Consider the following 13,592-nt stretch of genomic DNA (forward strand, 5'->3'; position numbering starts at 1 on the left):
AGGCGAACACGAGACGATCGGACACGATTAAACCTGAGACGATTGGGAGCACGAGGGCCTTCGCGCGGAAGCCTGCCTTCCTTATAAACGTATCATTCTAAAACGACGAACGGACATGCGGGCGCAGGTCCTCTTCCCAGGACCGTGCCCCGCCCGAGACCGCCTATGACCCTCCCCCTCGATATCGGCTCGCCGGGATTGCGCCTCGCGCCGCTCGTCCTGCCGCCGGCCTTCACCGGTCTCGTCGCGGCTGGCTCCGCGGCCGGGCTGGCCTGCCGGATGGCGGAGAGCGGCGAGGCGGATGCCGCCACCCTCCTCATGGAAGAGCGCGACGACGTCATCGCCTTCGCGGTGGTGCTGGCGCCGACCGAGCCGCTGGCCACGGCCCGGCGCGCCGTCTTCATCGGGATGCAGGCGCTCGCCGACGCGGTCGGCGCGTTCGGGCCGCCGGAAATCCCGGTGACGTTCCACTGGCCCGATACGCTGAGCTTCAACGGCGCCCGCCTCGGCGGCGGCGCGCTGCACTGGCCCGAGGGCTGCGACGAGACCGAGACGCCGGACTGGCTCGTCTTCTCGGCGATGCTGCTCGCCTCGAAGCGGGATGCCGGCGATCCCGGCCTCACGCCCGACTCGACCTCCCTGGAGGAAGAGGGGTTCCCGAACGACCTGCGCGAACCCCTGGTCGAGAGCTTCGCCCGGCATCTCACCAAGGCGTTCGAGATCTGGGACGAGGACGGCGCCGCGCGCTCGACGGGCCGCTATCTCACCCGCCTCGCGCTGCCGCCGGGGGTGCGGGCGACGATCGACCCGAGCGGCGATGCCCGGCTCGTCCACGCCGATGGCCGCAGCGAAACGCTTCCGCTGCGGCCGGCGCTGGCCGCCCCCTCTTGGCGCGACCCGGCCACCGGCACGGTGCGGCTGTGAGTGCGGGCAAGCTGCCGCGGACCCTGCGGCTCGACCCTTCCGATACCTTCGTCTTCGCGCGGGCCGCCGAGGCCGGCGAATGGGCGGTGACGGGCTCGTTCCTGTTCTTCGATACCGACCTCTCGGCGCTTGCCGGTAAGGAGCGGGCAGCGTTCCGCTCGGGTTTCGTCGGCGTGCGCTCCCTCGGCTTCTCGACCCTCGTGGTCGTCAGCGAGGCGAGTGACGCCGAGCGCGAGGCGGCGATCGAGGATCTCGCCCGCCACATTCACGAGCGCTTCGGCGCACCGGATCGCGAGGCGGCCTGCGCCGCCGCGCGTGAGGAGATCGAGGTCGCGGCCTCGCTGTGCAATCTGCCGGTCGGCAGCGTCGTGGCCATGCACCGAAGCGCGCAGGATGGGGAAATCGCGGAGGAATTCCGCACCCTGCACCAGCGCGCACCGGGCGCGGACCCGATGCACGGACGCGCCTTCCACTTCGTCGAGACCGACGAGGACGGGCCCGACGAACAGGCCGACCTCGTGGGACTTTTGAGCGACGCCTCCGCGGGGGCTGAGAGAGCATGACCGAGTTCTGGGTATCGAGCGGCCATCACCTGACGCAGCGCACCGAAGGGGGCGGCCTCGCCGTCACCGACGAGCTGATCCTCGCCTATCTCGCGCGCCCCGAACTGGTGCCGCCGGAGGAGGCCTGCGCCGCCGAACGCGCGCTACACGCCAGCCTTCTGAGCGATCCGCGCCGACCGGTCTCGACCGGCGAACTCCAAAAAATCGCGGACGCGGATGCGCGGGAGAACTGGGAGGTGATGCTGGCCTTCCGCGAGCGGCTGCTCACGGCCCGCTCGGTCGAGGCGGCCTATCTCGCGCTCGTGCGCGGCGGATTGCAGGGCGTGCCAGGGCTGTTCCTGACCCAACTCGTGCATCTCATCCTGCGCAATGCGCTCGACGGCTGCGAAGACCCGTTCGTGCTGCGCGCGGCCGAGTTGTTCTTCCGCTCCCAGCGCGCCAGCCTGCACGAGGGTGCGGTGCTGCTCGCCGATGCCGAGGTGATCGAGGCGCGGGAGGGCGGCGCGCCGCTCTCGCCGCTGGTCACGATGCTCGGCAAGGAGGCGGCGAGCGAACTCGACGTGCTCAACGAGGAGAACGCCTGGACCTATTGGAGCCGGTCGGACGCCTTCACCATGGCGCTGAACCTCGGCACCAGCGGCCGAAGCCGGGACGGTTTGGCGCGGGCGATCGAGGCCTTCGTGCGTCACCTCCTCAACGCGGAGGTGACGGTGAAGCCCCTCGACCGGCTGGAGGACCCGGATTGGCGCTGGTTCGTCGGGCTCGACGCGGAGGGCACGCGGATCGGCAACGCGCTCTGGCGCGGCGAGGCGCTGGACGACGCCGCCCGCGAGCGGGTGATCGCGGTGTTCAGCCTCACCTTCGCCGATCCGGCCCGCGTCGATCCGCGGGTCGGCGAGCGGCCGGTCTATCTCCTGCTCGCCATGTCGCCGGACAAGACCGTGCAGCTCAAGCCACAGAACCTCGTCGTCGGATTGCCGCTGGCCTCCGACCGGGCCGCCGCGTGAGGTCGGACATGACGCCGGAACAGATCCCGGAAGACCGCTTCGAAGTCGGCATCATCGTGGCGCGCCGCCGCCTGAAAGGGCCGTGGGCGAGCCACGCCTGGCTGCCGATCGAGGCACTTCCGGCAGCGCCGGAGACCGGGCCCTGGACCCAACTCTCCGAGACCGAGGAGGAGGCGACCTTCTACGCGGGTGCCCACGAGGTCACGCTGCACATCGGCGAGACGGCGCATTACCGCGACAACCTCATCTCCGGCCGTCCTTCGCTCTGGGTCACGCTGCACGCCACGTCGGAGGACACCTACACGGTGGCGAGCGTGACCGCCGATCCCTACGAGGGCGAATCGATGGCCGAGGGCATCGGCGAGATCGTCGAGGCGGTGCCGATGCCGCCCGAAGTGCAGGCCAAGCTGCTCGCCTTCTTCGAGGCCTTCCACATCGAACGCAAGTTCGAGAAGCGGAAGCGCGACCGCGCCGATCCCGAGGCCCTGGCGCGCCGCGCGCCCGGCACGCAGGGGAAGCCGGAATGAGCGGCAGCTTCCTCTCCCGATGGGCCCGCCGCAAGGAGGCCGTGCGCGCCACCGAGCGGACCGTTACGCCCGCCGTCACGGATGAGGTCGAGGCGAAGGCCGCCCTCGATGCGGAGGCGCATACCGGCGAGGGATCACCTGCGCCGCAGCCTGTCGCCCTGACCGGCGACGAACCGGAGGCGGGGACCGACGATCTTCTGGCGCGGCTTCCCTCGCTCGACGCCCTGACGCCGGAGACCGACCTCACCGCCTTCCTCCAGTCCGGCGTGCCGACGGCCCTGCGCAACGCGGCCCTGCGGCGGATGTGGTCGCTCGACCCGGCGATCCGCGACTTCGTCAGCGAGGCGCGGGAATACGCCTATGACTGGAACACGCCCGGCGGCGTGCCGGGCATGGGCCCGCTCCTGCCGACCGACGACGTGAAGGCGATGCTGAAGCGGATCATCGACGGTGTCCCCCTCCCGGCGGAGGAGGAACCGGATACCGAGCCGCAGGACGCTCCCACGGCGGCGTCGGAGGAAGCTCCGCAGATCGCCGACGCAGCGCCCCTGGAACCCGAGACCGCCCCTGAAACCGACGGCGTTCCGCTTCCGATGTCGGATCTGCACGCTCCGGTCGCGGTTGCCGCCGTCGAGTCCCCTGAGGTCGTACAATCCACCCTCCCCCGGCCTCGCCTGCGGCGCCATGGTGGGGCGATGCCCTCGTAATTCACGCGCATTTCGATTGCGGCAAAGCCAAACGCTTTTTATTATCGATCCAAACAAGCGGTCCTCCAGGCGGGCCCGAGGGAAACGATGAGTTCGGTCGCGTCGGTGATGGCACTTCCGGGAGATGAGGTGTCTGGAGTCGTCGGCGTTCCGGACGAGATCGACCTCCTGCGCGCGCAGCAATACGATCTCTTGGCCGCGCTGCTCGGCCGGGCACCGGGTTCGTCGCTGCTCGCGGCGCTCGCCGCCGTGAAGGAGGGCGACGGGGTTCTGGGCCGACAGGTCGCGGCCCTGCGCCGTGCGGCCGCCGAGACCGATACGGAGTCCGTCGAGCGCGAGTTCTTCGCGCTGTTCATCGGCGTCGGTCGCGGCGAGCTTCTGCCTTACGCCTCCTACTACCTCACCGGCTTCCTTAACGAGCGTCCGCTCGCCCGCGTGCGCGAGGACTTCGCTGCGCTCGGCATCGAGCGGGACGAGTCGATGAGCGAGCCGGAGGATCATCTCGCGATCCTTCTGGAGGTGATGGCCGGGCTCGCGGCGGGGCGGTTCGAGGCGGAGCCCGGCATGCAGGCGCACTTCTTCGCCCGGCACATCGAACCCTGGGCGGACCGTTTCTTCGCGGACTTGGAAAAGGCGAAGGCGGGCCGGTTCTACCGCGCGGTCGGGGGCTCGGCCGCGCCTTTATCGAGATCGAGGCGGAAGCTTTCGCCATGGAAGGCTGAAGGGCTGCTCCGTCGTGACAAATGAAATCGAGGCGCGTTGCCCCAGAGCAGGCAGCCGCCGGAGGAGACGAGGGTGATGCGACAGGATCCGAAGACGCTCGGTCGTCGCCAGTTCTTTCGGGCGCTCGGCGGCAGCACGGTGGCCGCTGCGGCCGCCGTCGCCTCGCCGATGGGGGCGACCGAGGCCCAGGCCTACGATCCGGGCAACGACGAGACCAAGGCCCGTTACCGGGAGAGCGACCACGTGAAGGCGTTCTACCGGACCAACGGCTACGAGACGCTGAAGAAGAACACTGATCCGGCTTCCACCGGTCCGAAGTGAGGCTGCCATGCTGATCAAGCGCAAGAGCGGCGACGCTGCTCGCACCAAGCACCAGGCCGTCGCCGCCGGCCTCGCCGCGGGGGTGCTCGACCGCCGCGCCTTCCTCCGCAAGTCCGGGCTGACCGCCGGCGCGCTCGCCGCGGCCGGCACGATTCAGCTCGGCTCGGTGCGCAAGGCGCAGGCCGCCGGCTCCTCCGCCGTCGGGCCGGACACGGTCATCAAGAAGAACGTCTGCACCCACTGCTCGGTGGGCTGCACGGTGACGGCCGAAGTTGTGAACGGCGTTTGGGTCGGCCAGGAGCCGTCCTATGCGAGCCCGATCAACCGCGGCACGCACTGCGCCAAGGGCGCGGCGATCCGCGAGCTCGTCTCGTCCGACCGCCGCCTCAAGTACCCGATGAAGCTCGAAGGCGGGCAGTGGAAGCGGATCTCGTGGGATCAGGCCTACGAGGAGATCGGCGACAAGCTGGTCCAGATCCGCGAGAAGAACGGCGCCGACTCGGTCTACTGGCTGGGTTCGGCCAAGTTCACCAACGAGGCCTCCTACCTCATGCGCAAGTTCGCGGCCCTGTGGGGCACGAACTCGATCGACCATCAGGCGCGCATCTGCCACTCGACGACGGTGGCGGGCGTGGCCAACACCTGGGGCTACGGCGCCCAGACGAACTCCTACAATGACATCCGCAACGCCAAGACGATGATCATTCTCGGCGGCAACCCCGCCGAGGCGCACCCGATCTCCATGCAGCACGTGCTGTCCGGCAAGGAGATCAACCGCGCGAACATGATCGTCATTGATCCGCGCTTCACCCGCACCGCGGCGCACGCCACCGAATACGTGCGCATCCGCTCCGGCACCGACATTCCGGTGGTCTGGGGCATCCTCTGGCACATCTTCCAGAATGGCTGGGAGGACAAGGAGTTCATCGCCCAGCGCGTCTACGCGATGGACGACGTGCGCAAGGAAGTCGCCAAGTGGACGCCCGACGAGGTCGAGCGCGTCTCCGGCGTGCCGGGCGAGCAGCTCAAGCGCGTGGCGGAGAAGTTCGCCAAGGAGAAGCCGGCGACGCTGATCTGGTGCATGGGCGCGACCCAGCACACGGTCGGCACCGCCAACGTGCGCGCGCTGTGCATCCTGTGCCTGGCCACCGGCAATGTCGGCAAACCGGGCACGGGCGCCAACATCTTCCGCGGCCACACCAACGTGCAGGGCGCGACCGATCTCGGCCTCGATGTAACGTCGCTGCCGCTCTATTACGGCCTCGTCGAGGGCGGCTGGCGCCATTGGGCCCGCGTCTGGGACGTGGAGTACGAATGGCTGCAATCGCGCTTCGATGAGGTTCCGGCGAAGGGCGGCCGCAAGGCGCGCACCCGCAAGGAAAACATGGAGGCGCCCGGCATCACCTCGACCCGGTGGTTCGATGCCGTGAACCTGCCGCCGGAGCAGATCGACCAGCGCAGCCCGATCAAGGCGTTCATGGTGTTCGGCCACGGCGGCAACACCGTGACCCGCATGCCCGAAGCCATCGACGGCATGAACAAGCTCGAGCTGCTGGTCGTCGCCGACCCGCACCCGACCACCTTCGCGGCGCTCGATGCCCGGCAGGACAACACCTACCTCCTGCCGATCTGCACCTCGCTGGAGATGGACGGCTCGCGCACGGCCTCGAACCGCTCGATCCAGTGGGGCGAGCAGATCGTGAAGCCGGCCTTCGAGTCGAAGAGCGACTACGAAGTCCTCTACCGCCTCGCGCAGAAGCTCGGTTTTGCCGACAAGCTCTGCAAGAACATCAAGATCGTCGACGGCGCCCCTGAAGCGGAAGACATCCTGCGGGAGATCAACCGCGGCGGCTGGTCCACGGGCTATTGCGGCCAGTCGCCGGAGCGGCTGAAGGCGCATATGCGCAACCAGCACAAGTTCGACCTTGTGACGTTGCGCGCGCCGAAGGACGATCCGGAGGTCGGCGGCGACTATTACGGCCTGCCCTGGCCGTGCTGGGGCAAGCCGGAGCTGCGCCATCCGGGCTCGGCCATCCTGTACAACACCAGCCTCCACGTGAAGGACGGAGGCGGCGGCTTCCGCGCGCGGTTCGGCACCGAACGCAACGGCCAGACCCTGCTTGCCGAGAACTCCTTCTCGAAGGGTTCGGACCTGACCGACGGCTACCCCGAATTCACCTTCGGGGTGTTCAAGAAGCTGGGCTGGGACAAGGACCTCACGCCGGACGAACTCGCCACGATCCTCAAGATCGGCGGTGAGAAGCCCGACACCGTGAGCTGGGCGACCGACCTCTCGGGCGGTATCCAGCGGGTCTGTCTCGATCACGGCGTCTCGCCCTTCGGCAATGGCAAGGCCCGGGCCAATGCCTGGAACCTGCCCGACCCGGTGCCTGTGCACCGCGAGCCGGTCTACTCGCCCCGTCCCGAACTCGTGGCGAAGTACCCGACCCGGCCCGACGAGCGGCAATTACGCATGCCGAATATCGGCTTCTCGGTGCAGAAGTCGGTGGTCGATCGCGGCGTCGCCAAGGACTTCCCGATCATCCTAACCTCCGGTCGCCTCGTGGAATACGAGGGCGGCGGCGAGGAGACCCGTTCGAACCCATGGCTCGCCGAGCTGCAGCAGGACATGTTCGTCGAGATCAACACCGGCGATGCGGCCGCGCGCGGCATCAAGGACGGTCAATGGGTCTGGGTGAGCGGCCCTGAGAACGGCGCCAAGACCAAAGTCAAGGCGCTGGTGACCGACCGCGTCGGCAAGGGCGTGGCGTTCATGCCCTTCCACTTCTCCGGTTGGTACCAGGGCAAGGACATGCGCGACTTCTACCCGAAGGGCACCGACCCGGTGGTGCTCGGCGAGAGCGTGAACACTGTGACGACCTACGGCTTCGATCCTGTGACGGGCATGCAGGAAACGAAGTGCACCCTGTGCCAGATCGCAGCGGCGTAAGAGGAGCACCCCGAACCATGGCCCGGATGAAGTTCCTCTGCGACGCGGATCGCTGCATTGAGTGCAACGCCTGCGTCACGGCCTGCAAGAACGAGCACGAGGTGCCCTGGGGCATCAATCGCCGCCGCGTCGTCACCCTCAATGACGGCAAGCCCGGCGAGCGCTCGGTCTCGATGGCCTGCATGCACTGCACCGACGCGCCCTGCGCGGCGGTGTGCCCCGTGAACTGCTTCTACACCACGGCCGATGCCGTGGTGCTGCACTCCAAGGACATCTGCATCGGCTGCGGCTACTGCTTCTACGCCTGCCCCTTCGGCGCGCCGCAGTATCCGCGGGTCGGGAACTTCGGTTCGCGCGGCAAGATGGACAAGTGCACCTACTGCTCGGGCGGCCCCGAGCCCGACTTCTCGACCGCCGAGTACGAGAAGTACGGCTCGAACCGTCTCGCGGAAGGCAAGCTGCCGCTCTGCGCCGAGATGTGCTCGACCAAGGCGCTGCTCGCGGGCGACGGCGAGATGATCGCCGAGATCTACAAGCAGCGGGTGATCAAGCGCGGCTACGGCTCGGGCGCCTGGGGCTGGAAGACGGCCTACCGCGAGACCGTCGCAATCTGATCCGGTGTCGAGCGCGGGCTTTGCGGCCCGCGCCCGCGAGCTGTGACGAGACTTCGAAAGGAACGCCGATGCGGCGGGCAACGACCTTCCTCAGCACCCTCCTCCTGGCGGTGATGCTTTTCGCGGTGCCCGGCGCCCTCAGCCCGGCGCAGGCGCAGAACCCGATCCAGGCCGACGGCCAGAACCCGATGGGCGCCCGGCCCACCGCGGATTCGGTCAACGAGGAATTCCTGTTCAAGCAGGAATCCAAGATCCGCGGCCGCGTCTCGATCCCCGACGGCAAGTCGGCCAACCTGATCCAGCCGCAGGGCCGCGAGTATCAGAACTTCCGCGAGCGCTGGCTGCCGTGGATCGGCGCGCTGACCATCCTCGGCATGCTCGCCGCGCTCGGCGCGTTCTTCCTGTTCCGCGGCCGGATCATGATGGAGCACAGCCAGGAATCGGGAAAGAAGATCCTGCGCTTCAACGCCTTCGAGCGCTTCACGCACTGGATGACGGCGGTGTGCTTCATCATCCTGTCGCTGTCGGGCCTGAACTACATCTTCGGCAAGCGGCTGCTGATGCCGCTGATCGGCCCGGAGGCGTTCGGCGCGATCGCGCAATGGGCGAAGTACAGCCACGTCTACCTCGCATGGCCGTTCATGCTCGGCGTGGCCTTCATGTTCGTCCTTTGGATCCGAGACAACATCCCGAACAAGGTCGACTGGGCCTGGATCAAGGCCGGCGGCGGCTTCATCGGCAAGGGTCATCCCCATGCCGCCCGCTTCAATGCCGGCCAGAAGGGCGTGTTCTGGATGGTCGCCGGATTCGGCGCGGCCATGGGTATTACCGGCCTGATGATGCTGTTCCCGTTCGCGCTCACCGACATCAACGGGATGCAGGTGATGCAGGTGATCCACTCGGTGATCGGCATCATCTTCATCGCCGGCATCCTCGCCCACATCTACATCGGCACGCTGGGCATGGAGGGCGCCTACGACGCCATGGGCAGCGGCAAGGTCGATCTCGCCTGGGCGCGCGCGCACCACGACCTCTGGGTCGAGCAGGAGCAGGCGCGCACTGCCAGCGGCCCGCAGCTCAAGGGCCATCCCGCCCCCGCGGAGTGATGAGAGCGGGAGACCGGCGGCGCAGGCCGGTCTCCAGCCAAGGGCAAGACCACCTGCGCTGACCAAGGCACCAGGCCTCCAGGGAAGACAAGACCATGAAAGCCTTCCTCGCCGCCGTGATCGCCGCCATCGCCCTCGGGGTGCTGGCGATGTTCGCGCTCACGAGCAATCAGAAGTTCGCCTATCAGGCCTTCGCGACCTCCGGGGCGCGGGTGTCGGAGCCCGGCACCAACCTCGTCGGTCCCCGCTGGAACGGCGATCCGAAGCCGGACGAGTACAACGGCGAACCCCACGGCAAGGCCGAGGGTGAAGCGTCGCACCCGAAGCGCTCCTGAACGAATTCAAGAAACCTGAAAACGAAGACGAGGGAGTGAGCCCGATGAAGCCTTCGCCGATCATCCGGCACCTAGCCGGCGGCCTTGCGGCCTGTGCACTTCTCGCCGGCACCGCCCTGGCTCAGGATGCGAGCCCGAGCGCGCCGGCGACGCTGCAGACTTCCGGTAAGCCGGCCAATCTCTGCCAGGAACTGGTGGCATTCGTGAAGCAGCCGGAGCCGGCCAACAAGGCCGCGGCGACGCCGCCGCAACAGGCCACCGCCGTCTCGAACCCGTCCGGCAAGACCGAGGGCGGCAAGCCGGCGGATGGCGGCGAGCCCCAGAAGACGTCAGGCCTCAGCGGCGCCGTCAGCGAGACCGGCAACGGACCCGCGCCCGGCGCCGCCACCAACAATCCCAAGCCTGAGGCCGCAACCGGCAACCCGGCGGACAACCCGAACGCCAAGGCGAATGCCCTGGCCAAGAACCCGCCGCCCCCGGCCCCGCCCGCTCCGGCGCCGAAGCCCGACCCGGCGACCATCGAGAAGATCGAGGCGGCGGCCGGCGCCAACGACCTCGCCGCCTGCCGCGAGGCCGCTCGCTCCATGCGGGTGGCCGGAATCGTCATGCCGCCGCCCCTGCTCGCGCTTGCGGCGTTGGATCTGAAGTTCTTCCAGCAGTAAAAAAGGCAGCGGAGGAGCCGTCAGGCTCCTCCGTCCGGTCAGGCCGCGCCCTGCAGCGGTGCCACCGGGTTGGGGACGGGTGTCGGCTTCTCCGCACCGCCGCGCACCAGTGCGATCACCAGCGCCGTGAGCGTGAGCAGATCGCAGGTCAGGCCGAAGACCGATCCGACCAGCATGTTGTGAAGCGCCCAGCACGACGACGCGCCGAGGAAGAAGCGGCGCATCGCCTGGGAATTTCCCTGAAGCCGTGCCGTCGTCGCCAGCAGCGACCCGAGCCCGGCGCAGGCCGAGGGCCATCCGTTCCAGGTCGCGAGGGTGAGACCCAGCGCGACGAGGCTGCTTGCCAGGAACAACGGGGCGACCCAGGCCGCGCGGGACTCAGGACCGATCCAGCGGGCCGCCACCACGCTCTGCATCACCGAGACGAGGCACATCGCCGTGCCGGTCTGCGCGCCGAGCCGCAGGAAGTGCAGCGCGAAGCAGGCCGAGCAGGCCGCCGAGGTGAAGAGGATCAAACTTCGCCGCGGCATCATTCCGCCGGCAAAGCCCAGGCAGAGCCCCAGGCCTCCAAACAGGTCGAGGTGTTCACGCGCGGCATTCCACGCGAGGGGAGCGAGATCTGCGGGTGACATGATGAGGGTCTCGAACGACGTGTTCGTGATTGGCTTGTGACGGGCGATTTACTGAAGATCGTTCTTCGCTCTTCCTTCGCGATCCTTGCGGTCCGTCGCGAAAGCAGTGCCGACCGCGCCAAGAGCCGCAGCGGTCTTGCCTGCTGCGCTATTCCTGCGTGGTAACCGGTTCGTTAACGCGACGATAACGGTCCCTCGGCGTGGCGCTGGCGCCTCACTTGGTGAGCGAAGCACGATCGCCCCGACAGTGAGAATGAACGTTCATTGACATGAGAATGAACGTTCACTATCAAGCTCAAGGCAGCGTTGGAGTTGGGCCATGAGCATGATTGTCAGTGATCGGGCGTCCTTCCCTCACTCCGTCGGGCTCGGTGCCAATCTCGCCACCGCGCAGGAGGGCTTCAGCCCGGTGCGGCTGTTAAGGGCGGTCTGCACGCCCGCGAACCTGCTGGTTTGCGCCGTCGTGGCGTTCGGCTGGTTCGCGCTGCTCGGCTGGACCGGCGCCGGTCCGGATGGCTGGCAGGCGCGCCTCTGCGCCGATCTCGACCTTCAGCCGCGCTCCTGCGCCGCCGTGCAGCTCCTCAGCGAGCCGGGCCGCACCGCCGCCACGGACACCGTAGGAACCACATCATGAGTGCAGCGGCCGGCGCCGTCATCGACGCCCGGAGCGGACAGGCGGCCCGGCGCGAGCATATCCTCGACGCGGCCGAATCCTGCTTCGTCCGCAACGGCTTCCACCGCACCACGATGCAGGATCTCGCCCGCGAGGCTTCGATGAGCCCGGGCAACATCTACCGCTACTTCGATTCCAAGGAGGCCGTCGTCCTCGGTCTGGCCGAGCGCGACCGCGAACGCGGTGCCGTCCTCGTCGAGGCGATGGAGCGAGCCGGCGACAAGCGTGCCGTGCTGATGGGCGTGCTCGCCCGGTTCTTTCTCGAAATCAGCCGCGAGGCCGCGGTGCTGCGTCTTGATCTGTGGGTGGAAGCCACCCGCAACCCCGCCATCGCCGACCTTGTCGAGCGCGGCGACGAGGAAGGCCGGGTCTGGCTGACCGAGATGTTCGACGCACTCAAGACCTCGCCGGATTGCGATCCCGCCGCCCTGTTCGACGCAATCGCGCCACTGATGAAGGGCATGATCGTCAGCCGGGCGCTCAGTCCCGGCTACGACGCCCGTCCCGCCGTCGCTCAGCTCCAGTCGCTGATCAAGGCGGGTCTTTCGGGCGCGCTGGCCCTCCCCCTGCCGACAAGGAAGCCGGCCGATGATCCGCGCCCGGACCCTGGCCGTTCCGGCCCTGGTGCTCACTGCCCTGAGCTTCGGTCCCGCATGGGCCGAGACCGCCCCGCCCCCGGCGAAGACCGCCCCGGCGGCCACCGTCAGCGTGGTCGAGGCCGAGCGGCGCGAGATCGTCGAGAGCGTGGTCGTGACCGGTACCCTGGTGCCGCGCGACGAGATCCTCGTGACGCCCGAGATCGACGGCTACCGTCTCGTCGAGCTTCTGACCGAGGAGGGCATGCGCGTCGAGAAGGGGCAGGTGCTGGCCCGCCTCAACCGCGACCTGATCGACCGTCAGCTCAGCCAGCAGAACGCGCTGATCGACAAAGTGAGCGCCGCCGTGCTCCAGGCGCAGAGCAACATCGAACAGGCGGAGGCCGCCGAACTCGAAGCGCGGCTGGCCCATGATCGCGCCAAGCAACTGATCCAGACCGGCATCACCACGGCGGCCGTCATGGAAAACCGCACCGCCGCCTTGCGGCAGGCGGAGGGTAAGCTCGCCTTCGCCCGCAATGGGTTGGCGATGGCCAAGGCCGAGCTGGCGCAGGCCAAGGCCGTGCGCGACGAACTCGAACTGCGCCTCGCCCGCACCGAGATCCGCGCGCCGGAAGCCGGTATCGTCAGCCGCCGCACGGCGCGGGTCGGCATGGCAACGTCCGCCTCGGCCGAGCCGCTGTTCCGGCTGATCGCCCGCGGTGAGATCGAGCTGGAAGCGGAAGTCATCGAGACCAAGCTGCCGCTGCTGCGCGAGGGCGCTCCCGCCTTCATCGAGATCGGCGAGGACGAGCGCGTCACGGGCAGCGTCCGCGCGGTCTACCCGGAGGTCGACAAGGCGAGCCGGCTCGGCAAGGTCCGCGTCCGCCTCGATCCCGATCCGCGCCTGCGCATCGGCACCTTCGCCCGCGGCGCCGTCGAACTCGCCCGCACCCGCGGCGTCACGGTGCCCCAGGCCTCCGTCCTCTACGGCGGCGGAAAACGAAGCTCCGTGCTCGTCGTCGCGGAGGACAAGGTCGAGTCCCGCGAGGTCCGCACCGGCCTGTCCGACGACGACGACATCGAGATCCGCTCCGGCCTCGCGGAAGGCGAGCGGGTCGTGGCCCGCGCCGGCAGCTTCCTGCGCGACGGCGACCGCGTCCGCCCGGTTCCGCTCGCGCGGCAGGGGCAGACACCGGCCGCCGTCTCGGCCGCCCCCTCGCCGCAGGCCACCGCCGACGCCGGCTCGCGCTGAGGCGGCTCCGCCTCGGCC

Annotated in this window: 14 protein-coding genes and 2 pseudogenes; 15 read left to right on the forward strand and 1 reads right to left on the reverse strand. The window is 68.7% G+C overall.

Annotated features, from left to right (window positions below):
* The first annotated feature begins 165 nt into the window (after positions 1-165).
* The 12 genes and pseudogenes from MSPGM_RS01915 (at position 166) to MSPGM_RS01970 (ending at position 10,439) form a co-directional block, all read left to right on the forward strand.
* A complete protein-coding gene (locus MSPGM_RS01915; RefSeq protein ID WP_003601751.1) occupies positions 166-924 on the forward strand; it encodes a biotin/lipoate--protein ligase family protein in 759 nt (252 codons plus the stop codon).
* Positions 921-1,487, forward strand: a complete 567-nt coding sequence (locus tag MSPGM_RS01920) for a DUF6505 family protein (protein ID WP_003601749.1) — start codon at positions 921-923, stop codon at positions 1,485-1,487. Before MSPGM_RS01915 ends, MSPGM_RS01920 begins: the two co-directional genes overlap by 4 nt.
* On the forward strand, positions 1,484-2,494 hold the full coding sequence (locus tag MSPGM_RS01925; protein WP_003601748.1) for a DUF6352 family protein: 1,011 nt from the start codon (positions 1,484-1,486) through the stop codon (positions 2,492-2,494). The genes MSPGM_RS01920 and MSPGM_RS01925 overlap by 4 nt, the downstream gene beginning before the upstream one ends.
* 8 nt (positions 2,495-2,502) lie before the next feature.
* Complete coding sequence (locus MSPGM_RS01930) at positions 2,503-3,021, forward strand: DUF3305 domain-containing protein (RefSeq protein WP_003601746.1); 519 nt, start codon at positions 2,503-2,505, stop codon at positions 3,019-3,021.
* Positions 3,018-3,728 carry a DUF3306 domain-containing protein gene (locus MSPGM_RS01935; RefSeq protein WP_261926140.1) on the forward strand — a complete coding sequence of 237 codons (711 nt, stop codon included), beginning with the start codon at positions 3,018-3,020 and terminating at the stop codon, positions 3,726-3,728. Before MSPGM_RS01930 ends, MSPGM_RS01935 begins: the two co-directional genes overlap by 4 nt.
* 87 nt (positions 3,729-3,815) lie before the next feature.
* A pseudogene (locus MSPGM_RS01940) lies at positions 3,816-4,450 on the forward strand (molecular chaperone).
* 76 nt (positions 4,451-4,526) lie between these two features.
* On the forward strand, positions 4,527-4,772 hold the full coding sequence (locus MSPGM_RS01945) for a formate dehydrogenase (protein WP_003601742.1): 246 nt from the start codon (positions 4,527-4,529) through the stop codon (positions 4,770-4,772).
* A gap of 7 nt (positions 4,773-4,779) precedes the next feature.
* Complete coding sequence (locus MSPGM_RS01950) at positions 4,780-7,722, forward strand: formate dehydrogenase subunit alpha (RefSeq protein ID WP_012752061.1); 2,943 nt, start codon at positions 4,780-4,782, stop codon at positions 7,720-7,722.
* 17 nt (positions 7,723-7,739) lie between these two features.
* On the forward strand, positions 7,740-8,336 hold the full coding sequence (gene fdh3B / locus MSPGM_RS01955; protein WP_003605051.1) for a formate dehydrogenase FDH3 subunit beta: 597 nt from the start codon (positions 7,740-7,742) through the stop codon (positions 8,334-8,336).
* A 68-nt stretch (positions 8,337-8,404) separates the two neighbouring features.
* Positions 8,405-9,442 (forward strand): formate dehydrogenase subunit gamma, encoded by a 1,038-nt coding sequence (locus MSPGM_RS01960; protein WP_003605053.1) that lies wholly within the window; start codon positions 8,405-8,407, stop codon positions 9,440-9,442.
* A gap of 95 nt (positions 9,443-9,537) precedes the next feature.
* Positions 9,538-9,777, forward strand: a complete 240-nt coding sequence (locus MSPGM_RS01965; protein ID WP_003605055.1) for a hypothetical protein — start codon at positions 9,538-9,540, stop codon at positions 9,775-9,777.
* Between the two features lie 44 nt (positions 9,778-9,821).
* On the forward strand, positions 9,822-10,439 hold the full coding sequence (locus MSPGM_RS01970; RefSeq protein ID WP_003605056.1) for a hypothetical protein: 618 nt from the start codon (positions 9,822-9,824) through the stop codon (positions 10,437-10,439).
* Positions 10,440-10,477: 38 nt separating this feature from the next.
* Here MSPGM_RS01970 and MSPGM_RS01975 read toward each other — a convergent pair whose 3' ends face one another.
* Complete coding sequence (locus tag MSPGM_RS01975) at positions 10,478-11,071, reverse strand: YgjV family protein (RefSeq protein ID WP_003605058.1); 594 nt, start codon at positions 11,069-11,071, stop codon at positions 10,478-10,480.
* Between the two features lie 319 nt (positions 11,072-11,390).
* On the opposite strand from MSPGM_RS01975, the gene MSPGM_RS01980 reads away from it, so the two are divergent.
* From MSPGM_RS01980 to MSPGM_RS01990, 3 genes and pseudogenes are all read left to right on the forward strand, one after another.
* Positions 11,391-11,705, forward strand: a complete 315-nt coding sequence (locus tag MSPGM_RS01980; protein ID WP_003605060.1) for a hypothetical protein — start codon at positions 11,391-11,393, stop codon at positions 11,703-11,705.
* Positions 11,706-11,818: 113 nt separating this feature from the next.
* Positions 11,819-12,223: pseudogene (locus MSPGM_RS25460) on the forward strand (TetR/AcrR family transcriptional regulator); the annotation flags it as partial.
* A 109-nt stretch (positions 12,224-12,332) separates the two neighbouring features.
* Complete coding sequence (locus MSPGM_RS01990) at positions 12,333-13,574, forward strand: efflux RND transporter periplasmic adaptor subunit (RefSeq protein WP_012752062.1); 1,242 nt, start codon at positions 12,333-12,335, stop codon at positions 13,572-13,574.
* The last annotated feature ends 18 nt before the right edge of the window (positions 13,575-13,592 follow it).

The organism is Methylorubrum sp. GM97, from assembly GCF_024347855.1.
GTDB lineage: Bacteria > Pseudomonadota > Alphaproteobacteria > Rhizobiales > Beijerinckiaceae > Methylobacterium > Methylobacterium extorquens.